The sequence below is a fragment of the Inquilinus ginsengisoli genome, assembly GCF_050434925.1.
Taxonomy (GTDB): domain Bacteria; phylum Pseudomonadota; class Alphaproteobacteria; order DSM-16000; family Inquilinaceae; genus Inquilinus; species Inquilinus ginsengisoli_B.
The window spans coordinates 7,918,175-7,941,001 of sequence record NZ_JBNDJK010000001.1 but is presented as its reverse complement, the minus strand read 5'-3'; the positions used below and the strand labels follow the sequence as shown (position 1 = coordinate 7,941,001).

Below are 22,827 nucleotides of genomic sequence, written 5' to 3'. Positions count from 1 at the left end.
GGGCCGATGGACAGCATCACGCAGGAACAGGCGGTGGCGGCCGAGCCGCTCGCGCAAAGCGAGCGGTCGCGGTTCTTCACAGTGTCGGGCTTCGACGGGCTGGAATGCCTGGAGGCGACGTTCCGCACCCATCGCTATGCCCTGCACATGCACGAGACCTATGCGATCGGCGGCATCTTCGCCGGCTGCGAGACCTTTCTCGCCCGCGGCGAGCAGCGCTATGGCGGCGCCGGCGACCTCGCTCTGGTCAACCCGGAGGACGCGCATGACGGCGAGCCCTATGGCGGCGGCTACCGCTACCGCATGACCTATCCCTCGGTCGCGCTGATGCGGCGCCTGGCGTCGGAGATCGCCGGCCGGCCGGTGACCGAGACCCCGTTCTTCCCCCAGCCGGCGGTGCACGACTCCGAGACCGTGGCGCTGTTCGCCGAGGCCTTCGCCGCCCAGGCCCGGGGCGACGCCCTGGCGATGGAGGAACTGCTGCTGCGCGCCTTTGGCCGCTGCCTGATCCGCCACGCCGCATTCCGCCCGGCCGAAGCGCCATCGGATTCGGGCCGCATCGCCCGGGTGACCGAGCTGATGCGCGACCGCTATGCCGAGGAGCTGTCGCTCGACGATTTCGCGGCCGAGGCCGGGCTGTCGCGCCACCATCTGATCCGCGCGTTCCGGCGCGAGCTGCGGATGACGCCGCACGCCTATCTGCTGAACCTGCGCGTCCAGGCGGCCCGGCGCCGGCTGCGGGCGGGCGAGGCGCCGGCCGAGGTCGCGGCCGCCACCGGCTTCTGCGACCAGGCTCATCTGACCCATGCCTTCAAGGCGCGGCTGGGCGTTGCCCCCGGCGCCTACCGGGCCGGCTTCCACCTCTGACCCCATCGGCTTCCGCATGACCCGAGACTTCCGGCGCGATGCCCTGGACGGCATCCGCGATATCCTCCCGCCCGCCATCGCCGCGATCCCGATCGGCCTGCTCTGCGGCGCGCTCGGCGCCGCCAAGGGGCTGTCGCCGGCCGAGATGGCGCTGATGTGCGCCCTGGTCTTCGCCGGCGGCGCCCAGTTCGCGGCCATCGATCTGTGGTCCTACCCCGTGCCGGTGGCGACGCTGGTGCTGTCGACCCTGCTGATCAACTCCCGCCACATCCTGATGAGCCTGTCGCTGGCCCGCCGTACCGGGCACTTCACCTGGGGCCAGCGCCTGCTCGGCTATGCCGTGCTGGCCGACGAGAACTGGGCGATGGCGGAGCGGCGGGCCGCGGGGCGGGCGCTGACGCCGGCCTATTTCCTGGGGATGGGGGCCTTCTTCTATCTGAACTGGCTGGTGTGGGGGACGCTCGGCGCCGTGGTCGGCGCGGCGATCGGTGACCCGTCCCGGATCGGCGCCGATTTCGCCTTCACCGCGCTGTTCATCGGCCTGGTCGTCGGCTTCTGGCGCGGCCATCGCAGCACCGTCACCATCGCCGCCAGCCTGGTCACCGCCGCCCTGGTCTATCACCTGGCCGGCCCGCCCTGGCATGTCGCCGCCGGCGCCCTGGCCGGCATCGCCGCCGCCTGGCTGGCCGCCGAGCCGGAGGAGGTGCCGGCATGAGCGTCGATCCGACCACCCTGGCCGCCATCCTGGGCATGGCGGCGGTGACCTACCTGACCCGGATCTCCGGCCTGTTCCTGGTCGGGCGGCTGCGGCTGCAGGGCCGGCTGAAGGCGGCGTTCGACGCGGCGCCGCCGGCGGTGCTGACCGCGGTGATCGCGCCGATGGTGCTGGCCACCGGCTGGCCCGAGACCGCGGCGGCGGTGGTCACCGCGCTCGCCGCCACCCGCCTGCCGCTGCTCGCCACGATCCTGGTGGGCGTGGCCGCGGTGGTGGCGCTGCGGGCGGTCGTCTGACGGGCGCTCCAGAGTAGTGCGAACGCGTAGCCTCTCCCGCTTGCGGGAGAGGTCGGACATCCGAAGGATGTCCGGGTGAGGGCCAGCGGCGCTGCCGCGTTCACTGACCTTACCATGAACGAGCGATCATCTGCCCATCCTGAAGCGGTGATCCCGGCTGCGCCGCCGCGAGCCCTCACCCGGAGCCGCTTCGCGTCCCCGACCTCTCCCGCAAGCGGGAGAGGCAACGCGCACTAAATCGACAGATTCCTACGTACGAGGAGGCAGTTCGATCTTGGTTCCCGAAGGTGCGTGCTGGATCAGCCAGCGGCCGAGATGCTGGTCGTCAGGTCTCGTCAGCGCCTCGAAGGCCTGAGCCGAGATCACGATGCAGGGATCTGTGGTCCCGATCACCTGCGGCTCGCCAGCCCTGGCGCGCCGCAGGATTTCGGACAGATGGACCTTGGCGTCTTCAACGGTCCACACGGCAACCTCCAGTCGCGAAGCGGCGCCTACCCCCGGTTCATCCGGTTGTCGACGAGGTCGGACACCACCGCCGGGTCGGCCAGGGTGGAGGTGTCGCCCAGGGCTTCGTGCTCGTTGGCGGCGATCTTTCGCAGGATGCGGCGCATGATCTTGCCGGACCGGGTCTTCGGCAGGCCCGGCGCCCACTGGATCAGGTCCGGCGTGGCGATCGGGCCGATCTGCTTGCGCACCCACTGCGCCAGTTCTTTCCTGAGCTCCTCGGTCGGCTGCTCGCCGGCGATCAGGGTGACATAGGCGTAGATGCCCTGGCCCTTGATGTCGTGCGGATAGCCGACCACCGCGGCCTCGGCCACCTTCGGATGGGCCACCAGCGCGCTCTCGACCTCGGCCGTGCCCATGCGATGGCCGGAGACGTTCAGCACGTCGTCGACACGGCCGGTGATCCAGTAATAGCCGTCCGCGTCGCGGCGGCAGCCGTCGCCGGTGAAGTACAGCCCCTTGAAGGTGGCGAAGTAGGTCTGGATGAAGCGCTCATGGTCGCCGAACACCGTGCGCATCTGGCCCGGCCAGCTGTCGGCGATGCAGAGATTGCCCTCGGCCGCGCCCTCCAGCGGCTTGCCGTCGCCGTCGACGATCAGCGGCTTGACCCCGAAGAAGGGCAGGGTGGCCGAGCCGGGCTTCTGGGCGATGGCGCCGGGCAGCGGCGAGATCAGGATGCCGCCGGTCTCGGTCTGCCACCAGGTGTCGACGATCGGGCAGCGGCCGTCGCCGACCACGCGGTGGTACCACAGCCAGGCCTCGGGGTTGATCGGCTCACCGACCGAGCCGAGCAGCCGCAGCGAGGCGCGGCTGGTCTTCTGCACCGGCCCCTCGCCGTCGCGCATCAGGGCGCGGATCGCGGTCGGGGCGGTGTAGAAGATGTTGACCTTGTGCTTGTCCACCACCTGCCAGAAGCGCGAGGTGTCCGGATAGTTCGGCACGCCCTCGAACATCAGCGTGGTGGCGCCGTTCGCCAGCGGCCCGTACAGAATGTAGCTGTGCCCGGTGACCCAGCCGACATCGGCAGTGCACCAGTAGATGTCCCCGTCATGGTAGTCGAAGACGTACTGGTGGGTCATCGCGGCATAGACCAGGTAGCCGCCGGTGGTGTGCAGCACCCCCTTCGGCTTGCCGGTCGAGCCGGAGGTGTAGAGGATGAACAGCGGGTCCTCGGCGCTCATCTCCTCCGGCGGGCAGTCGGCAGAGACCTGGGCGGCGGCCTCGTGCAGCCAGAGGTCGCGGCCCTCGGTCCAGCCGATCTTGCCGCCGGTGCGGCGCACGACGATGACGGTGTCGACCTCCGGGCAGCTCTTCAGCGCCTCGTCGGCATTGGCCTTCAGCGCCACGGCGCGGCCGCCGCGCAGGCCTTCATCGGCGGTGATCAGCACGGTCGAGCGGCAGTCGAGGATGCGGTCCTTCAGGCTGTCGGGCGAGAAGCCGCCGAACACCACGGAATGGACGGCGCCGATCCGGGCGCAGGCCAGCAGGGCATACGCCGCCTCCGGGATCATCGGCAGGTAGATGGTGACCCGGTCGCCCTTCTTGACGCCGCGCGCCTTCAGCACATTGGCCAGGCGGCACACCTGCTCGTGCAACTCGCGATAGGTGATGTGGCGGCTGTCCTTCGGGTCGTCGCCTTCCCAGATGATCGCGGTCTGGTCGGCGCGCTTGGCCAGATGCCGGTCGATGCAGTTGTAGGCGGCGTTCAGCGTGCCGTCCTCGAACCAGCGGATCCGGACGTCGCCGGTGTAGCTGGTGTTCTTGACCTTGGTGAACGGCTTGATCCAATCGACCCGCTTGCCGTGCACGGCCCAGAAGCCCTCGGGATCATTGACCGAACGCTCGTACAGCTTTTCATACTGGGCGGCATCCACCCAGGCGCGCTTGGCCCAGTCGTCGGACACGGGAAAAAGGCTGGTGTCGCTGCTCATGGGGTCTCCCCGATCGATCTTTTCTCTCCGCGCCGGCCGGGTGGGCGCACCCCGGCCGGACGATCCCGCATTCATAGCAAGACGACCCCGCCCATGGCCACGGCTTGATCGGGAGAGACGCAGCGAGGCGATCGCTTAACCGGTATACTGCATGATCGACAGCCCGCCATTGTAGTCGTTGGCGTAGACCAGCCCCTGGGCGTCGACGAAGATGTCGCAGGACTGGACCACCCGGGCCCGGTTCGGCCGGCGGTCGACCAGGCGGCTGGGCGTGGCCGGCACCAGGGCCGCGGTCTCGACCGGGCGGAACGGGTCGCGGATGTCGTGCACCCGGATCCCGGCATTCTGCCAGGTCGAGAAGATCAGCTCCGAGCTGACGAAGCTGCCCGGCCGGTTCTCGTGCACATTGTGCGGCCCGAAATGCCCGCCCTTGGCGGCGTAGTCGGCCTCGTCCGGCCGCGGGAAGGTCGAGATGCTGATCGGATTCGCCGGCTCGCGGATGTCGAACAGCCAGATGTGCTTGACCCCGTCCTCCTGGTGGTCCAGCACCGCCTCGTCCAGCACCACCAGCAGGTCGCGATCCGGCAGCGGCAGGCAGTTGTGGGTGCCGCCGCCGAAGGGTGGGCTCCAGTTGCGATGCACGATCAGCTTCGGGTCGGCGCGGTCGGCCACGTCGATCATCACCAGCCCGGCGTCGCGCCAGGCGCCATAGGCGGTGTCGCCATGGATGATCGGGTGGTGCAGGCCGTAGCGGCGCTGCGCCGGCCAGTCCGGCTTCTCGCCCGCCGCCAGGTTCATGCCGGGCAGCCAGTAGCGGCCGGCGGCGCGCGGCTTCGTCGGGTCGCTCATGTCGACGGTCATGAAGATGTAGTCGGTGAAGCCGTCGAGCAGGGCCGAGACATAGGCCCAGCGGCCGCCGGTGTACCAGATCCGGTGCACGCCGCCGCCCTCGACCGGCATGAAGCCGATCTGCCGCGGCGCCGCCGGCTTGGAGATGTCGTAGACGGCCATCCCGGCGGTCCAGTTCCGCTCGGCCGGCTGCGTCGTCGCCGCGGTGCCGACCTTCTCGCCCAGCGCGCCCTTGTAATAGGCGCGCTCGTCCTGGAACTCCGCCGCCGCGAACATGTCCTTGGCGTTGATCACCAGAAGCAGGTCGTCATGGGTCTGCAGGTGGATGTTCCAGGTGCCGGGCGGCGCCGGCACATAGGCCACGGGTTTGGGGGCGCGCGGGTCGCGCACGTCGATGACGCTGAACCCCTTGGAGAACATGTGCCCGGTATAGGCGTGGCCGCGATGGATCATCAGTTGCACGCCGTCCGGCCGGCCGCCCTGGTCGCTGTGGCCGATCAGCGTCAGGTTCCGGGCATGGTCGGGGGTCGGGAGGTCGCTCATTGGCTCTGCCCTGGGTGTGAGGGAGGGGGCGCCAGGCGCCCCCGGGTCAGTTGACGCCCCAGATCTTCTTGTAGGCGTCGCGGTAGCCGTTCTCCGGGTCGTAGACATTGTCCGGCCCGCCATCGGCCTTGATGTTGGCCGGGGTGAACAGATGCGCGGGCGCGACATAGCCGCTGGCCTTCTCGCCGGCGAAGGCGCGGTTCAGCTCGTCGACCAGTTGCCAGCCATGCAGGCGCAAAGGCTCGGCCACGGTGCCGACCTGGTACTGGTTGGCGCGGATCCGCTGGAACGCGACCTCGCTGCCGTCGCCGGCCGAGACGTTGTGCGGCCTGCCGTCGCCGCCAATGCCGGCCGAGGCCAGCGACGGCGCCATGAAGTCGAAATACAGATCGTTGATGCCCAGCGCGTAGGTCCACTCATCGCCGAAGCGCTGCAGCAGCGCCGTGGTCAGCGGCCCCATCCGGGTGCCGGTGTCGCTCAGCGGCGTGTCCTCGACCGACAGCACCTTGCAGCCCGGGCAGCCGCGGATCACCTCGGCCATGGCGTCCGACTTGGCGATGGCGATGCGGTAGACCGAGTCGGTGAAGATGACGACGCCGGCCTTGCCGTCCGAATCGGCGATGGCGTAGGAGGCGGCGGCGCGGGCCACCTCCAGCGGGTCGGTGGTGATGTTGGTGAACACCGGCAGCGTGTCGCTCGGCCCCGGCTTGGCGAAGGAATGCCAGCCGACGATGACGATCTTCTGCTTCGCCGCGTCCTCGATCGGGGCAGCCTGCTCGGCGGCGTCGAGCGCGCCCAGCACGATCGCGTCCGGCTTCAGCGCGATCGCCTGGTTCATCGCGGCGGACCGGCCGGAGACGGTGCCCTGGCCGTCGATCACGCGGAAGTCCCAGCCGGCCAGCTTCGCCGCCTCGTCCATGCCCTCGGCGACGCCGCGGGCCCCGCCGTTGCGCTGGTCGGCCGAGACATAGACCACGGTCTTGCCGGATTGCAGCTTCGGCCCGGTGGTGGGGCCATCCCAGGGCGGGTTGGGCCTGATCACCTTCTCGACCACCGCCTTGGCCGCGGCGACGGCGTCCTGCGCCACCGCCGGAAGAGGGGCCGCCATCAGGGTCGCGAGCAGAAGTGCCGATGCCAGTGCCGAACGCCGTATCATCTCAGATCCTCCCAGTTTCGTTTGGTTGTCCGGCGGCCGTCGCGGCGCCGGTTGTGGTGGATGCTTCGGGGCCGTCCGGCCGCCGGCGGCGGGCCAGGCCACGCTTGCGCTGGGCGTAGCCGGCCAGGCCGATCGCCAGCAGCAGGGTCAGGCCGTTGAACAGCGGCTCGACATAGAAGGCGCCGCCCAGCTGCTGGATGCCGGAGATGCCGACCGCCAGGATGGCGACGCCGATCAGCGTGCCCCAGACATTGACCCGGCCGGGCTTGATCGTGGTCGATCCGAGGAAGGCGCCGACCAGGGCCGGCAGCAGGAACTCAAGCCCGACGCTGGCCTGGCCGATCCTGAGCTTCGCCGCCAGCACGATGCCGGCGAGGGCGCCGAGCAGGCCGGAGGCGACGAAGGCGCCGATGACGTAGCGCCGGGTCGGGATGCCGTTCAGCTCTGCCGCCCGCGGATTGGCGCCGATGGCGTAGAGGCAGCGGCCGACCGGCAGGAACTCGGCGGCGATCCACAGCATCAGCCCGATCGCCAGGACATAGAAGGCGGCGATCGGGATGCCGAAGACCTGCAGCGTGTACAGCGCCAGGAAGCCGTTCGGCAGCACGCCGATGACCTGGCGGCCCTCGGTGTACCAGAGGGCGATGGCGTACAGCACCGTGCCGGTGCCGAGCGTGGCGATGAAGCTGTCGATCCGCGCCACCTCGACCAGCAGGCCGTTGATGGCGCCGAGGACGCAGCCGAGCAGCAGCACGACGACCACCGCCACGCCCCAGGGGAGGCCGAGCTGGGTCTGCAGCGCGATCGCCACGATGTGCCACAGCACGATGCCGTAGCCGACGGTCAGGTCGATCCGCCCCGCCATCATCGGGATCATCGCGGCCAGCGACAGCAGCGCGATCACCGACTTGTCGCCCAGGATCGAGCGCAGGTTCAGCATGGTCGGGAAGGTGCGCGGCAGCAGCAGCGAGAACAGCAGGATCAGGACGACGGTCAGGATCGGCAGGCCGTAGACCGGCAGCAGCCGGGCGACCCGCTGCGCCGGGTTGAGGGCGGCAAGCTCCAGCCGCGTCGGCTCCAGGGCGTTCGACTTGATCGACTGCATGCGGGGTCGGCCCTTCCTGTCAGCGGCGGTTGATGTTGCGTGGCCTCGCCCGCGGGGCGGGAGCGGTCGGATATCCGCCGAAAACCAAATGAGTCCCCCCTCCCCTCGCGGGAGGGGGATAGGGGGAGGGGGTTTTCACCGCCGGAGCCGGCCTGAACTCTGGCGATCCAGCCTGGATAGCGAAGCCGGTCCTTTGCGCATTCGCGCGCGGACGCGCGCAGACCCCTCCCCCAGCCCCCCTCCCGCAAGGGGAGGGGGGACTAAAAAGGGATAGGCTTCGGCTATACTGAAAGAACCCTGCAGCCGGGAGAGGCAGCGCTCCGGTGCGGGACGCCCTCACTGCACCGACTCCCGGGCATCGGGCGCCAGCGAGACGGCGTGGACCAGGCGCTCGACCGACAGGCCGTCCTCGTCGATCTCGGCGACGATGCGGCCGTCGCGGAACACCACGGCGCGGTGGCAGATCTGGGCGACCTCCTCGACATCGGTCGAGACCAGGATCACGGCCAGACCGCGCTGCACCGCATCGGCCAGCAGGCGGTAGATCTCGGCCTTGGCGCCGACATCGACCCCCGCGGTCGGGTCCTCCAGCACCAGCACCCGGCCGCCGATGCGCAGCCAGCGGGCCAGCACCACCTTCTGCTGGTTGCCGCCGGACAGGGTCTCGACCGGTGCCGCGGGGTCGTTCGGCCGCAGCCCGACCCGGCCGCCCAGCAGCGCCGTCTCGGCCGCCTCGTCGGCGGCGCCGCGCCAGGCCAGCAGGCCGCGGCCGCAGGCGGCGGGGTTGAGGAACATGTTCTCGCGCACGCTCAGGCCTGCGGCCACCGAATCGGCGTTGCGGTCGGCGGCGACGAAGCCGATGCCGGCGCCGATCGCCCGCGGCGGCGAGGCCAGGTCGCAGGGCGCGCCGTCCAGCCGCACCGTCCCGGCCTCCAGCGGCAGCAGGCCGAACAAAGCGCGGCCGACCAGCTCCTGCCCGGCGCCGCGCAGCCCGACCAGGCCGACGATCTCGCCGCCCGACACGGCCAGGTCGACCGGCCCGACATCGCCGATCACGGCGCCCTCCAGCCGCAGCACGGCGTCGCCGCCGCGGCGCGGCGGGCGCACGAACAGCGATTCCGGCGGCCGGCCGATGATCAGCCGCACCAGCGCCTCGGGCTCGGTCGCCGCGGTCTCCTGCACCGCCACCAGCCGGCCGTCGCGCAGCACCGCCAGCCGGTCGGCGATGGCGTAGACCTCGTCCAGCCGGTGCGAGACGTAGATCATCGACACGCCGCGCGACTTCAGCCCGCGCAACACCCGGAACAGCCCCTCGACCTCTTCCTGCGGCAGGCTGGCGGTGGGCTCGTCGAGAACCAGGATGTCGGGGCGGGCGCCCAGCGCCCGGGCGATCGCCACCAGCGACTTCTCGGTCCGGGTCAGGGTCTGCACCCGCCGGCCGGGATCGATGCCCTCGGCCACCAGGGCCAGCGAGGCGCGGGCCGTGGCCTCGACCCGGCGCCAGTCGATCAGGCCCAGCCGCCGCGGGAAGCCCTGGGCGAAGGCGATGTTCTCCGCCACCGTCATCCAGTCGATCAGGCCGAGATCCTGGTGGATGAAGGCGATCCGGCCGCGGCCGGACCGCGCTTCCGTAGAATGGGGGTCATAGGCGGCGCCGTTCAGCCGGATCTCGCCGGAATCGGGGGCGTGCACGCCGGCCAGCATCTTGATCAGGGTGGATTTGCCGGCGCCGTTCTGGCCCAGTAGCGCCAGGATCTCGCCCGGGCGCAGCGCCAGGTCCAGCCCGTCGACCGCCAGCGTGCCGCCGAAGCGCTTGGCCAGGCCGCGGAACTCCAGAACCGGCACCGCCGACGCGGCAGGCGGGCCCGGCTCGGCCGGCGCCGAACGCAGCTCCATGCGCTTCCTCCTGCACCCCGCCTCGGCTCGGGCCGGGCGGATTGTTGCAGCGAGTGTGTCAGAAAGATCGGATGAGCGTCTTCCGGAAATCGCCCATAATCTTACGCGAAGGGGCCAATCGAGCGCCCCGGCCAGCGGGAGGAGCCCATGTCGCCATTCGCCAGCACCTCGACCTGCCCCGAGCACGCCGAGCTGTCGCGCTGCGGCCGGCTGGCCGAACGGTCGGCCGGGGACGCGAAGCACAAGGTGGTGCATGTCCGCGCCGGCCGGCTGGAGCTGGAAGGGCCGCGCGGCGTCTGGGCGATCCTGCCGACCCATATGGTGTTCATCCCGGCCGGGCGGCCCTACGAGATCCGCACGGACGACGGCACCGAAGTCACGGTGGTGCATCTCGACGCGCCGATGACGCCCTGGCACCACGACGGCTGCTGGGCCGCCGGCACCAGCCCGCTGGCGCGCGAGATGGTCGACTATGCCCTGCGCTGGCCGCGCGACCGCGACCGCGACGACCCGGTCGCCGGCTCGTTCTTCCGCACCTTCGGGCTGCTCTGCGCCGACTGGTTCAGCCGGCAGCGCATCCTGTGGCTGCCGACCGGCCAGTCGCCCGGCATCCGGGCCGCGATCCGCCATGTCATCGCCCATGTCGACGACGGCTCGCTGGAGGGGGCGGCCAGCGCCGCCAAGCTGTCGCCGCGGACGCTGCGCCGGCACTTCCGCGAGGACACCGGCATGACCTGGCGCCAGTTCGTGCGCGAGGCGCGGATGATGCAGGCGATGGAGATGCTGGCCACGGGCCGGCACCGGATCAGCGACGTCGCCATGGCGGTCGGCTTCAGCAGCTTCGGCGCCTTCACCCAGGCCTTCAGCGCCTGCGTCGGCCGCACCCCGAGCGATTTCGCCCGCAGCCAGCGCGGTGGCCCCGTTTCCGCCTGAGCGGCGCATTGCTGCTGCGACGACAGGCGGCCTCGCCTTCTTATCGCCGCTTTGGCATGCAGGGTGGAGCCTCTCCCCATCCATCCAGGTGCCATCCGGCCGACCATGACCTTTCGCGCCCTGTTCCTCCGCCTGCTGCTGCTGTTCGCCGTCATCTGCGCCGCCCTGCCGGCGGCGGCCCAGACCAATCCGGATTTCGACAGGCAGAGCACGGGGTGGCAGAGCACGCTGAGGCAGCTCTATGTCCAGCTCTCGGCGCAGAATCTGTCCGAGGACGGCTACAACGCGCTGCGCACCCAGCTGGCCGCCGTGGTCGACCAGACCCAGGCCGCGGCCGATGCCGCGAACGAGGCTCTCGGCAAGATCAAGCAGGTCAGCGACGCGCTGGGTCCCCCGCCCGCCGAAGGGGCGCCGCCCGAATCGGCCGATGTGGCCCAGCAGCGGCAGCAGCTGGCGGATGCACTGGCCAAGTACAACGGCCAGGTGCGGCAGGCCGAGGCGATCAAGACCCAGGCCCAGCTGCTGCAGCAGACCGCCGATGCGGCGCGCGTCGACCAGTTCCGGCGCGACCTGCTGACGGTGGCGCCGGCCACCTTCGACCCGCGGACCTGGCTGCCGATCCCCGACCAGGCCGGCTATCTGGCGACGCGGCTGCTGCTGCCGTTCCAGGATCAGCTCGGCCCCGGCTGGGACGGGGTGGGCGAGATCGCGCGCCGCATCCTGTTCGCGGCCATCGTCCTCGGCATCGGCTGGCTGGCGCGGCGCTGGCTGCTGCGGCGGTTCGGCCGGCGCCCGGCCGAGAGCGTCCCGTCCCTGCGGCGCCGGGTGGCCGCGGCGCTGGTGCACACCGTGGCCCATGGCGTGCTGCCGGCGATGGTGACGCTGGCGGTGGCGGTGATCTGCGCCGGCTGGCTCGGCGACCGGCCCGCCAGCTATGTCGCCATGATCGCCCTCGGGGTCGTGGCCTGGGGCATCGTCGCCTATTTCGTCGCCTCGGCCGCGATCTCGGCCACGCTGACGCCCGACGACCCGCCCTGGCGCCTGATCGACCTGACCGATGCCTCGGCCCGCACGCTCTGCCGCAGGCTGCGGGCAGCGGCGGTGGTCTGGACCGTCGCCGGGGTGACGCTGGCCATCGCCGATGGCCGCATCCTGATGCAGGGCGAGCTTCGGTCCCTGCTGGTCGCGGCGGCGCTGGCGGCGGGCGCGCTGGCGCTGCTGGCCCTGCTGCCGGGATCGCTGTGGGGCTATCGCGCCGATCTCCAGGCTTTGCCGGAGGGCGAGCCGGCCGACGACCAGCGCGCCGCCGCCAGGCCGTCGGGGCGCTGGCCGCGGGCCCGCCTGCTGGCCGCCGTGCTGACCGTGGTCGTGCTGGTCGCCGGGGTGATCGGCTATCAGAAGCTGGCGCTCTACATCACCTATCTTCTGGCCGCCGCGATCGGCATCGGCGCCGCCGTCCTGGTCCTGCGCAGCGTGATGCAGGAAGCCATCGGCCGGTTCATGACCCAGCCGGTCGGGCGGATGGCCAGGATCCGCCATTCGCTGTTCCCGAACGATCGCGGCCTGTGGGTGTTCGAGACCGGCGCCGCCCTGTGCACCGACATCGTCCTCGGCCTGGCTGCGCTGGTGGCGCTGGCACCGGTGCTGGGGCTCAGCGGCACCGACCTCGCCGCGATCGGCACGGCGGTGCTGGACGGGGCGACGATCGGCGGCGTCCGCATCGCGCCACTCAACATCCTCGGCGCCGTCGCCGCCTTCACCGTGGGGATCCTCGCCACCCGCTTCCTGCAGCGCCGGCTCGACGCCCGCTTCATCGAGAAGCTGCAGATCGACCGCGGCCTGAAGAACTCGATCCGCACCGGCATCGGCTATCTCGGCGGGCTGATCGTCGCCATCTTCGCCGTCGGCCTGCTGGGGCTCGACCTGTCGAACCTGGCCCTGATCGCCAGCGCGCTGTCGGTCGGCATCGGCTTTGGCCTGCAGAACATCGTCCAGAACTTCGTCGCCGGCCTGATCCTGCTGGTCGAGCGGCCGGTGAAGGTCGGCGACTGGGTGGTGGTCGGCGGGGCCGAGGGGACGGTCCGGCGGATCAGCGTCCGCGCCACCGAGATCCAGACCTTCCAGCGCGCCTCGGTGATCGTGCCGAACGGCAACCTGATCTCGTCCCAGGTCGTCAACTGGACCCACAAGGACAGGAACGGCCGGATCGACATCCCGGTCTCGATCGCCGCTTCGGCCGATGTCGAGAAGGCGCGCGAGATCCTGCTGGCGCTCGCCAAGGAGGACAAGCGCGTCGGCGCCTTCCCGGCGCCGGTGGTGGCGTTCAAGAGCTTCAGCACCGGGACGCTCGATCTCGAGCTGCGCTGCCACATCTCCGATGTCGACAATTTCGCCGGCGTCGGCACCGATCTGCGCTTCGCCATCTGGAAGGCGTTCCGCGAGGGCGGCCTGGCCTTCCAGCCGGCGGCGGCCGACATCTCGCTGCCCCAGGCGGTGCAGGTGCTGGCAACCGCGGTGCGCGAGCGCGACGGCGCCCGGGCCGGCACGGCCCCCGGCGATGCTCCCGAGTCCGAGAAGGCCCGGGAATCCTCGCATGCTGCATGACCTCGGCCGCGTCGTCGGCGCCATCGCCCGCGACCGGCTGGACGAGGCGGCGGTGTATCGGCGCGAGCGGCTCTACGCCCGGCCGCGGGCGCCGGCCGGGCCGCCCGGCGTGCTGGAGTGCCCGATCTGCGGCACCCGGGCGCGCCGCTTCCTGCGCTTCGGGCTGGAGGGGCGGCGCAACGCCATGTGCCCCGGCTGCGGCAGCGTCGAGCGGCACCGCTTCCTCTGGCTGTACCTGACCGCCCGGACCGACCTGCTGACCGGCCGGCACCGGGTGCTGCACGCGGCGCCCGAGCCATGGCTGGAGGCGCGGCTGCGCGGGCTGCCGAACCTCCGCTACCGCTCGGTCGACCGGTTCAGCCCCTTCGCCGACATCCAGGCCGACCTGACGGCGCTGCCCTTCGCCGACGCCGCCTTTGACGTGGTCATCGCCAACCATGTGCTGGAGCATATCCCCGACGACGGCGCCGCGATCGCCGAGCTGGCGCGGGTGCTGCGCCCCGGCGGCCGCGCCATCCTGATGGTGCCGTTCGATCCGAACGGGCCGACGCGGGAGGGGGCGGGCATCGCCGACCCGGCGGAGCGGATGCGCCGCTTCGGCCATCCCTACCACTACCGCATCAACGGCCGCGACTTCCCCGGCCGGCTGGACGCGGCCGGGCTGGCGCCGATTGCGGTCGACAGCCGGATCCTGCTGCGGCCGCATCTGCGCCGCCGCTTCCGGGTGAACCGCAACCACCTGTTCGACTGCCGGCGGGGATGAATGCCAGAATCGGCGAAGGTTCGACGTCTTTCTTATAGAATTTGATTAAAGATTTATGTTTTTAGACATTGAAATCTTTGAGTTGAGTAGGATCTTTCGAAGGTTCGCTTCGGCTTTATAGATTTCAGGTTGATCGTCCGCCGAAGCCTCCGTATTGATGCAGAGGGGGCCGATCGAAACCCTGCATAGAGATGTTGGGGATGGACGCCCTGGCCTGAACTCTGACCAGGATGGCGGCAGATGAAGATTTCGACCTTGTGCGCGACGGCAAGCGTCGCCCTGTTGCTGGCCACCCCCGTCTTGGCCCAGCAGGCGACGGGACTCTATCTGGGCGCCGGCGCCGGCGTGAACATTCGGCAGGACCAGAAGTGGAATTTCAACGATCCGCGCACCGATGGCCACGCCGATGTCGCCTTCGACACGGCGCCCGCCGGCAATCTCTATGTCGGTTATGATTTCGGGGCGATCCGGGCGGATATCGAAGGCAGCATCCGCGAGAACGACGTCGGCGACGTCGGGGTCAACTGGGATGCCTTCCGGTTCCGCGGGTTCCCCGTTCCCGCGGGCAATGACGTCAAGGTCAACGTCAAGGGCCATGAGCGCACCATCGGCCTGATGGCCAATGTCTATTACGATTTCGAGTTCGGGTCGCCCTTCGTGCCCTATATCGGCGGCGGCCTCGGCGTCGGCTTCAACAACTGGAAGGTGAAGATCCCGGACGCCGACATCAACTTCGACTATGACTCGCCGCTCTTCGCCTATCAGGGCATCGCCGGCGTGTCCTACTACATCACGCCGAATCTGGCTGCGAATGTGGAGTACCGCTATTTCGGCGAGTCCGATGCCACGTTCACCACGGGCAGCACCAGGATCAAGCTCGACGCCCCGGCGAACCACACTGTCCTGGCCGGCATCAAATACGTCTTCGACTTCGGGTCCCCCGCGGCCGAGCCGGTGGTGGAGACACCGGTCGACACCGGCCAGCGCAGCTATCTGGTGTTCTTCGACTTCGACAGCTCGCGCCTGACGCCGGAGGCGCGGTCGATCGTCGCCTCCGCCGCCACCGACGCGCTGCGGGGCCAGTCGACCCGGATCGACGTCACCGGCCACACCGACCGGTCCGGCACCGACGCCTACAACCAGGCCCTGTCGGTGCGCCGGGGCGAGGCGGTGCGCCGCGAGCTGGTCACGGACGGTGTCGCCGACAATCTGATCATCGCCCGCGGCGTCGGCGAGGCCGATCCGCTGGTCCCGACCGCCGACGGCGTGCGCGAGCCGCAGAATCGCAGGGTCGAGATCGTGATGAACTGAGGCGGAGGGGCGTGGGCCGGGCGATCCCGGCCTACGCCGCCGAGATCAGGGTCCAGCCGCCCCAGGCGATGAGGCCGGCGCCGGCTGCGTGGCTGAGCCAGCGGCCGCCGGGAATCGTCTTCTCCAGCAGGACGAAAAGCGCGATCACGCCGATCCAGGCGAGGTTCATCACGCCGCCGACGAACAGCAGCAGCATCAGCGCCCAGCAGCAGCCGAGGCAGAACAGGCCGTGGCGGAGGCCGAGGCCGAACGGCCCCGACCGGTGGTGCCGGGTGAGGAATTCGACCGGCGACCGGCAGCGGACGAGGCAGTCCTGCTTCAGCGGGGTGATCTGATAGGCGCCGGCGATCACCAGGGCGCCGCCGGCCAGCACCATGTTGGCAGTTGCCGTCATCGGGGACAGCAGGGCCAGGGAATCGAGGCGCCACTGCAGGATGGCGGCCAGGACGCTGAAGCCGGCCCAGACCACGAGATAGCCGAGCGTGAACAGCGCCGTCGCCGCCTGGGGGGCGACCTGCCGGCGGTGCCGCTGCAGCGCCGTGTAGGTCAGCACCATGGGTGCCGCGCCGGGCAGCATCATCGCCACCATCATCACCACCCACATCGCCACCATCAGCGCGAAAGTGGTGCCGGTCCAGGGCATCGGCATGGGCATCGCCGGGTCCATCGCCATGCCGGACATTTCCATGCCGGGCATCTCCGTGCCGATACCGAGGCCGATATAGGTCCAGGCCGCGATGCAGACGCAGGCGAGGGCGACCAGCGTCACCAGGCGGTCGCGGCGCAGCACTGCCTCGATCGCGGAGGGGGCGCCCGTAGCCATCGTCGCCGGCTACGCCACGATGCCGGCGTTGTTGAGATGGATGCGTGCGAACTGAGCATAGGTGCCCGCCAGGTCCAGCTCGATCCCGCCGGTGGCCTTGGTGGTGCCGCTGCCGATCTCGGCCAGGCGGTATTCGAATCCTTTGGGCAGATCGATGCGGACGCGGTGCTCGGCGCCGGTCACCGGGTTGCGGATCGGCTCGCCCGTCACTTCGACCACACCCGGCACGACGAAGCGCCCTCGGCGCCGATCGACGTCGATCTCGATCTCGATCGGCTCGAACAGGGGCTCCAGCCGGTTCGGCGACATGGCGGCGAACACCCACCACATCGTCGCCATGTCCTCGGTTTCCTGGCCGGTCATGATCTGGAGCAGCGCGTCGCGCTGGGCGGCGTTCGCCCGTTCGTCGATGATCAGCTGCATGATGCCATTGCCGTGATGCACCGGCCCCGGCCAGCGATACAGGCCGACGGCCCGCAGCCCATCGAGGCTGATGTCACCGAAATGCCCGCTCTCGATCAGGAAGCCGACCGCGGCGCGGCAATGGCCATGGGTCGGCAGGTCGTTGAACTGGCAGGGACAGCCATAGGAGCAGTTACAATTGGCGAGCTCCGTCGCCTTCAATTCCCACTTTACCATCGACATCGCCTGGGCCTCCCCGAAGGACTCGCTGGGCAGACGCAACAATCGAGCAAAACATAAAAGACTATTAAAATAATACGCTTGTTGCCGGGCCGCGGCAATGCCGCCATCCGAGGGGGCGTCTCTACCGCCCCTCGCGCCGCCAGGCGGCCATCAGCCCGCCGAGGCCGAGGAACAGGGCGATCAGCGGCGGCAGCAGCGGCGTCTCGGTCATGCCGGTGACGGTGTAGTCGCCATTGCCGCGCAGGCCGATCCAGCCGGCGCCGGCCGCAGCCCGGTCCGGCCGGGTGCGGCGGATGCTGGGCACGCCGTCGCTGGCCAGCCAGGCGACGCCGCCGCCGCTGGCCTGGGTCACCGGCGCCAGCTTGTCGGTCACCGCCCGCATGTCGCTCAGCTCCGGCGGGTTCAGGGTGCCGACCACCGCCAGCGCGGTCTTGTCGCCGTCGCTGACCCGGTAGATGCCCGGGCCCTGGGCATTGACCCGGCCGGCATAGAGGCCGGGCGTGGTCTCGCTCAGCGTCACGCTCTGGGTCTTGCCGTCCGGGTCGGTCACGGTGACCGGCGGGTTGCTCTGGTCCAGGTTGCGGCGGCGGATCTCGATGCGCTGCCCGGCCGCCTCGGCGCGCAGCACGTTCTCCTCCAGCTCCGGCTCGCGCATCAGCCAATGGGCGAGGCGGCGCAGCAGCTCCGCCTGCGGGCCGCCGCCCTCGAAGCCGCGGCTCCACAGCCAGATCTGGTCCGACGCCATCTGCGCCACCCGGCCCTCGCCGACCCGGTTGAGGATCAGCAGCGGTCGCCCGCCGGCCCCGGTCATCACCACATTGCCGCCATGCGGCACCACGTCGATCTGGCGGAACCAGCGGCCCCAGCTCGGGCCCCCGCCCGGTCCGCCGGTCGACCCGTCCAGCGTCGCCGTCACCGGATGGCGCTGGCCCAGCTCGGTCACGGTGGGGCGGAAGCCCTGCTCCAGCACCTCGCCGGTCGGCTCGGCCGGCAGGATGTTGCCGATCGGGGTGCGGTACAGGCTCAGCGGCTCGGCGAAGGCCTCGCCCGAGACCTCCAGGAAGGCGCCGCCTTCCTCGACATAGCGGGCGATGTTGCCGAGATACAGGTTGGGCAGCACCCCCATCCGCCGGTAGCGGTCGAAGATGATGAGGTCGAAGTCCTTGAGATTGGTCTCGAACAGCTCGCGGATCGGAAAGGAGATCAGCGACAGCTCGTTGATCGGCGTGCCGTCCTGCTTCTCCGGCGGCCGCAGGATGGTGAAGTGGACCAGATCGACCGAGGGGTCGGATTTCAGGATGTTGCGCCAGGTGCGCTCGCCCGGATGCGGCTCGCCCGAGACCAGCAGCACGCGCAGCCGGTCGCGCACGCCGTTGACCACGATGGCGGCGCGGTTGTTGGCCTGGCTCAGCTCGCCCGGCAGGCCTTCGACCGCGAATTCGAACACGGTCGGGCCGCCATGATCGAGGCGGAAGCTGACCTGGGTGTCGCGCCCGACCGGCAGCTGCAGCGCCTCCGGCGCGCCGGCGTCCTTGGTCGCGGTCACGGTGGCGACGGCGCCGGGCTCGGCGTTCGGCAGGTCGTCGACCCGCAGGGTCACGGTCACGTCCTGGCCGACCAGGCCGAAGCTCGGCGCCTGGGCCACGACGATGCGGCGGTCGAACTCGTCCGGCCGGCCGGTCAGCAGCGTGTGCACCGGGCCGAAGGAGGTGCGGACCGCCGGATCGGTCGGCACGTCGTGCACCTGGCCGTCGGTGACCAGGATAGCGCCGGCCAGCCGCCGCCGCGGCACGTCGGCCGTGGCCGCGCCCAGCGCCTCGAACAGATGGGTCTCGTCGAGCGGGGCGCTGGCGCCCTCGCCGACGGTGACGAATCGGGTCTCGAGATCCGGGAAGGCCGCCAGCCTGGTGCGCAGATCGGCCAGGGCGGCGTCGATCCGGGCCGGGCGCTCCTCGATCTGGTCGGAGGGCGAGCGGTCGACCACCACCACGGCGACGTCGCGGATCGGGTCGCGCTTCTCCTCCACCAGCGACGGGTTCAAGAGGGCCGAGGCCAGCGCGAGGAAGGCGAGGGTCCGCCAGCCCAGCCCCGGGGCGCGGCGCCAGGCGCCGACCAGCAGGGCCAGCACGGCGAGGCCGAACAGCGGCCCGAGCACGGTCCAGGGCAGGAGGGGCGAGAGGGCGACTGAGGCGGCGTCCATGGTCAGTGTCCTCTCACTGGCCCAGCCGTTCCAGGATCGCCGGCACATGCACCTGGTCCGACTTGTAGTTGCCGGTCAGGGCGTACATCACCAGGTTGACGCCGAAGCGGTAGGCCATCTCGCGCTGGCGCTCGCCGCCCGGCACCACCGGCAGCATCGGCGCGCCGCCCGGCCCGGTCGCCCAGGCTCCGGCCCAGTCATTGGCGCCGATGATGATGGTCGAGACGCCGTCATTGACCGTGGCGTCCGCGGTCTCCACCCACAGGTCGCCGCCGGTGTAGCGGCCGGGGAAATCCTGCATCAGGTAGAAGGCGCGGGTCAGGATGTGGTCCGGCGGCGCCGGCGTCAGCGGCGGCACGTCCAGGCCCTGGGTCAGCTCGCGCAGCTTCTCGGCGCCCGGCCCGGCCAGCGCCCCGCCGCCGCCCGTCGCCTGGTCGCGGGTGTCGAAGAAGATGGTGCCGCCGGTACGCAGGAAGGCGTTCAGCTTGCCGATCGCGGCATCGGACAGCGCCGGCTGCTCCGGAGTCATCGGCCAGTACAGCAGCGGGAAGAAGGACAGCTCGTCGCTCTCGACATTGATGCCGACGGCGCCCTCGGCATTGACCGAGGTGCGGTCGCGCAGCACCTGGGCCAGGCCTTCCAGCCCGGCCTGGCTGACCGCGTCGACATCCTGCGACCCGGTCTCGACATAGGCGAGGCGGACATGGTTGGCCATGGCGATGATGCGGCTGTCGTCCTGCGCGCGGGCCGGGGCAGGCGCCAGCAGCGACGCGGCGACGGCGCCGGCCACCACCAGCGACGCCGTGGCGGCGCGCCGCGGCGGGGTCAGCAGGCCGCGCATGAACAGGGCGATCAGCCCGTCCAGGATCAGCAGAATCATGGCCAGGGCGAAGACCCAGGGCCGCAGGTCGACCTCGGCCGGGGCCTCGTAGCCCGCGACCGACACGCCGGGCGGCAGGGCCGGCATCGGCTCCAGGCTGGTCACGGCCGATCCGAGGTTGAGGGCGCGGCGGTTGTCCTCGGTGCCGTAGAAGCCGGGCGGGTGCTCCGGCCCCGGCACGGTGCTTGCGAAGGCCGGACCGGCGATCGGCAGGGCCAGCGGCGGCGGCGGCACCAGCCGGCCGAGCCCGTCCAGCAGCCTGACCGGCGGCAGGCTGGCTTGGCCGCTATCGCCGCCGACCCCGCTGCCCAGCGCCACCAGGCGGCGCAGCATGTCGACGAACAGGCCGGAGAAGGCGAGGTTCGACCAGCCGGGACCGGCGGTGGTGTGGATCAGCACCAGCCAGCCGCGGCCGCGCTTCTCGGCGGTGACGATCGGCGTGCCGTCGGTCAGCCGGGCCCAGGTCTTGTCGGCCAGGTCGGGCGACGGGTCGGCCAGCACCTGGCGCTGGATCCGCACATCGTCCGGGATGGCCAGGCCCTGGAACGGGCTGGTGGCGTCGAACGGCGCCAGCGGCATCGGCGCGGTCCAGGACATGGCGCCGGACAGGGTGCGGTCGCCGAAGCGCAGCGGCACCGGCACCAGCGGGTCCGGATTGGCCGCCAGGATCGGCCCGGCGAAGCGGATCAGGGCGCCGCCGCTTTCCATCCAGCGCTCGGCCGCCTGGCGGTCGGCATCGGAGGACAGGGTGCCGTCGGGCACCAGCAGGGCGGCCAGCCGGTCGGTCGGCTGGGTGCCGCCCAGCAGGTCGGCAATGCTGCCGCGGCGGATCTCGGCGAAGGGCTCCAGCGCCCGCTGCAGATAGTAGTTCTCGGTCAGCAGCGGCTGGGCCCGGGCGGTGTCCTGCGGCGCGGCCAGTCCGACCGGCCGGCGGCGCCAGCGCTCATCGACCAGCACGGTGGCGCCGGCCGTGGTCTCGCCTTCGATCGACACCGCGGCGATGGCGTTGCGCGCGGTCGACGGCAGCTCGAACCGGGCCTCGGCCTGGCGCTGCCCGGCAGGGAAGCGGATTTCGGTCCGCGCCAGCGGGCGGCCGTCCTCGGCCGTGGCGCGCAGCACCAGCGGCACGTCACCGACGGCGGCGGCGCGCTTCACCGGCACGGTCAGGGCGGCGTCGGCCACCTGCGGCGTGCCGACCAGATGCGCCAGGTCGAAGGCCTGCGGGGTCAGCACCTCCAGGCTGCCGAAGCGCTGCAGCCGGGCGGCGAAGTCGCGCACCCCGTCCGCCTCGGTCTCGGTGGTGATGCCGTCGCTGGCCCAGACGACATGGGTCGATCCGGTCAGGCGCAGCGCGTCGGCCGCCTTCAGTGCCGCCGCCCGGTCGGTCGGCCACGGGCTGGGCGCCAGGTTGTCGATCAGGCCGCGGGCCTCGCCCGGGCGCAGCAGGCGGCTGGCCGCGACCGGCTCGCCCGGGGCGGTCGGCGCGGTGGCCAGCAGCACCACGTCGCGGCCCGCCCGCTCCGCCTTGTCGACGGCGGTGCGCAGGGCCTCCTGCCGCTGCGGCCAGCCCTTGCCGGCGGCCCAGCCATTGTCGACCACCAGCAGCACCGGGCCGCTGCCAGGCAGGGCGGAGCCGGGGTTCAGCACCGGATGGGCCAAAGCGACGATGATCAGCGCGGCCAGGGCCAGGCGCAGCAGCATCAGCCACCACGGCATCCGCTCCGGCGTCTCCTCCTGCGTCTGCAGGCCCAGCAGCAGGCGGATCGCCGGGAAGCTCAGACGCCGCGGCGCCGGCGGGGTGACCCGCAGCAGCCAGTAGATCACCGGCAGCAGGATCAGCGCCGCCAGGATCGCAGGCGCCAGGAAGACCAGGCCGGCGAGCGTCACCATCTGGCCCTGCCGGTCACGGCCCCGGACATCACGCCCCACAGGCTCAGCAGCGCCGCCTCGGCCGATTTGTCGGTGCGGTGCACGGCGAAGCTCCAGCCGGCGCGGCGGGCGATCGCCGCCAGCCCGTCCTGGTGCTCGGCCAGGCGCTCGCGATAGGCGTCACGCACCGACCGGACCCGCGGGATCAGCGCCGATTCGACCTCCTCGATGCCCTCGAAGCGGATGCGGCCCTCGAAGGGCAGCGTCGCCTCGGCCGGGTCGAGCACCTGCAGGATATGGCCGCGCACGCCGCGGGCGGCATAGGCGGCGACCGAGGCGCCGAATTCGTCGAGCGGGGCCAGGCAGTCGCCCAGCAGCACCATGGCGGAATGGCGCGGCACCCGCAGCTCCCACGGCACCGCCTTGCTGACATCATCCAGCGTGCCGCGGTCCAGCGCCACGGCCAGGCGCAGCAGGCTGGCCCGGCCCGTCGCCGGCGGGGTATCGCCGCCGATCAGCGCCACCCGCTCGCCGGCGCGGTTCAGCAGCGAGGCCAGGGCCAGCAGCAGCACCTCGGCGCGGTCGCGCTTGGTCGGCAGCGACCGGTCGGAGCGGTAGTCCATCGACGGCGAGGCGTCACGCCACAGCCAGGCGGTCTGCACCGCGGCCCATTCCGTCTCGCGCTGGAACAGCCCCTCGGATTTGCCGGACTGGCGCCAGTCGATCCGGCCGATCGGCTCGCCGGCCTGGTAGCGGCGGAACTGCCAGAAGCTCTCGCCGACCCCGACCCGGCGGCGGCCGTGCACGCCCTGGGCCACGGTCGAGGCGACGCGGTCGGCGGCGATCAGCAGCGGCGGCAGCGTCGCCGCCAGCGCATCGGCGGCCTTGCGCCGCTGGGCGCCGGTCAGGGATGAGGATGAGCCGTCCGCCACCTCGG

Annotated in this window: 18 protein-coding genes; 7 read left to right on the top strand and 11 right to left on the bottom strand. The window is 71.2% G+C overall.

What is annotated here, in order from left to right; translation table 11 throughout:
• Positions 1-6: 6 nt before the first annotated feature.
• From QFZ27_RS36985 to QFZ27_RS36975, 3 genes are read left to right on the top strand one after another with little or no spacing between them, the layout of a single operon-like run.
• Positions 7-867, top strand: coding sequence for a helix-turn-helix domain-containing protein (locus QFZ27_RS36985; RefSeq protein ID WP_429231872.1), 861 nt, complete (start codon positions 7-9; stop codon positions 865-867).
• A gap of 16 nt (positions 868-883) precedes the next feature.
• Positions 884-1,582 (top strand): AzlC family ABC transporter permease, encoded by a 699-nt coding sequence (locus tag QFZ27_RS36980; protein ID WP_429231871.1) that lies wholly within the window; start codon positions 884-886, stop codon positions 1,580-1,582.
• Positions 1,579-1,878, top strand: coding sequence for an AzlD family protein (locus tag QFZ27_RS36975; protein WP_429231869.1), 300 nt, complete (start codon positions 1,579-1,581; stop codon positions 1,876-1,878). Before QFZ27_RS36980 ends, QFZ27_RS36975 begins: the two co-directional genes overlap by 4 nt.
• Positions 1,879-2,127: 249 nt before the next feature.
• Here the strand turns inward: QFZ27_RS36975 and QFZ27_RS36970 are convergent, their stop codons facing one another.
• From QFZ27_RS36970 to QFZ27_RS36945, 6 genes are all read right to left on the bottom strand, one after another.
• The gene (locus tag QFZ27_RS36970; RefSeq protein ID WP_429231867.1) at positions 2,128-2,343 is read right to left on the bottom strand and encodes a type II toxin-antitoxin system Phd/YefM family antitoxin; all 216 of its coding nucleotides are present in this window, start codon (positions 2,341-2,343) and stop codon (positions 2,128-2,130) included.
• 26 nt (positions 2,344-2,369) lie between these two features.
• A complete protein-coding gene (gene acs / locus QFZ27_RS36965; RefSeq protein ID WP_429231866.1) occupies positions 2,370-4,313 on the bottom strand; it encodes an acetate--CoA ligase in 1,944 nt (647 codons plus the stop codon).
• 135 nt (positions 4,314-4,448) lie between these two features.
• Complete coding sequence (locus QFZ27_RS36960; protein WP_429231864.1) at positions 4,449-5,705, bottom strand: LVIVD repeat-containing protein; 1,257 nt, start codon at positions 5,703-5,705, stop codon at positions 4,449-4,451.
• Between the two features lie 46 nt (positions 5,706-5,751).
• The gene (locus tag QFZ27_RS36955) at positions 5,752-6,861 is read right to left on the bottom strand and encodes an ABC transporter substrate-binding protein (RefSeq protein WP_429231862.1); all 1,110 of its coding nucleotides are present in this window, start codon (positions 6,859-6,861) and stop codon (positions 5,752-5,754) included.
• 1 nt (position 6,862) lies between these two features.
• Positions 6,863-7,966 carry an ABC transporter permease gene (locus QFZ27_RS36950; protein WP_429231860.1) on the bottom strand — a complete coding sequence of 368 codons (1,104 nt, stop codon included), beginning with the start codon at positions 7,964-7,966 and terminating at the stop codon, positions 6,863-6,865.
• A gap of 336 nt (positions 7,967-8,302) precedes the next feature.
• On the bottom strand, positions 8,303-9,862 hold the full coding sequence (locus QFZ27_RS36945) for a sugar ABC transporter ATP-binding protein (protein WP_429231858.1): 1,560 nt from the start codon (positions 9,860-9,862) through the stop codon (positions 8,303-8,305).
• A gap of 147 nt (positions 9,863-10,009) precedes the next feature.
• On the opposite strand from QFZ27_RS36945, the gene QFZ27_RS36940 reads away from it, so the two are divergent.
• The 4 genes from QFZ27_RS36940 (at position 10,010) to QFZ27_RS36925 (ending at position 15,473) form a co-directional block, all read left to right on the top strand.
• Positions 10,010-10,795 (top strand): helix-turn-helix domain-containing protein, encoded by a 786-nt coding sequence (locus QFZ27_RS36940; protein ID WP_429231856.1) that lies wholly within the window; start codon positions 10,010-10,012, stop codon positions 10,793-10,795.
• A gap of 105 nt (positions 10,796-10,900) precedes the next feature.
• The gene (locus tag QFZ27_RS36935) at positions 10,901-13,399 is read left to right on the top strand and encodes a mechanosensitive ion channel domain-containing protein (protein ID WP_429231854.1); all 2,499 of its coding nucleotides are present in this window, start codon (positions 10,901-10,903) and stop codon (positions 13,397-13,399) included.
• The gene (locus QFZ27_RS36930) at positions 13,389-14,162 is read left to right on the top strand and encodes a methyltransferase domain-containing protein (RefSeq protein ID WP_429231852.1); all 774 of its coding nucleotides are present in this window, start codon (positions 13,389-13,391) and stop codon (positions 14,160-14,162) included. Before QFZ27_RS36935 ends, QFZ27_RS36930 begins: the two co-directional genes overlap by 11 nt.
• A gap of 240 nt (positions 14,163-14,402) precedes the next feature.
• Positions 14,403-15,473: an OmpA family protein gene (locus QFZ27_RS36925; protein WP_429231850.1), complete on the top strand. Its 1,071-nt coding sequence runs from the start codon at positions 14,403-14,405 to the stop codon at positions 15,471-15,473.
• Positions 15,474-15,504: 31 nt separating this feature from the next.
• On the opposite strand, the gene QFZ27_RS36920 is transcribed toward QFZ27_RS36925, so the two are convergent.
• The 5 genes from QFZ27_RS36920 to QFZ27_RS36900 all read right to left on the bottom strand — a co-directional run bounded on the left by QFZ27_RS36920 (position 15,505) and on the right by QFZ27_RS36900 (position 22,822).
• Positions 15,505-16,296: a DUF2182 domain-containing protein gene (locus QFZ27_RS36920; protein ID WP_429231848.1), complete on the bottom strand. Its 792-nt coding sequence runs from the start codon at positions 16,294-16,296 to the stop codon at positions 15,505-15,507.
• Positions 16,297-16,305: 9 nt separating this feature from the next.
• Positions 16,306-16,941 (bottom strand): DUF1326 domain-containing protein, encoded by a 636-nt coding sequence (locus QFZ27_RS36915; protein ID WP_429231846.1) that lies wholly within the window; start codon positions 16,939-16,941, stop codon positions 16,306-16,308.
• A 121-nt stretch (positions 16,942-17,062) separates the two neighbouring features.
• Positions 17,063-19,141, bottom strand: coding sequence for a hypothetical protein (locus tag QFZ27_RS36910; protein WP_429231844.1), 2,079 nt, complete (start codon positions 19,139-19,141; stop codon positions 17,063-17,065).
• Between the two features lie 13 nt (positions 19,142-19,154).
• Entirely contained in the window at positions 19,155-21,911 is a 2,757-nt protein-coding gene (locus tag QFZ27_RS36905; RefSeq protein WP_429231843.1) for a DUF4159 domain-containing protein, read from the bottom strand.
• Positions 21,905-22,822: a DUF58 domain-containing protein gene (locus QFZ27_RS36900; RefSeq protein WP_429231841.1), complete on the bottom strand. Its 918-nt coding sequence runs from the start codon at positions 22,820-22,822 to the stop codon at positions 21,905-21,907. The genes QFZ27_RS36905 and QFZ27_RS36900 overlap by 7 nt, the downstream gene beginning before the upstream one ends.
• Between the last annotated feature and the right edge of the window lie 5 nt (positions 22,823-22,827).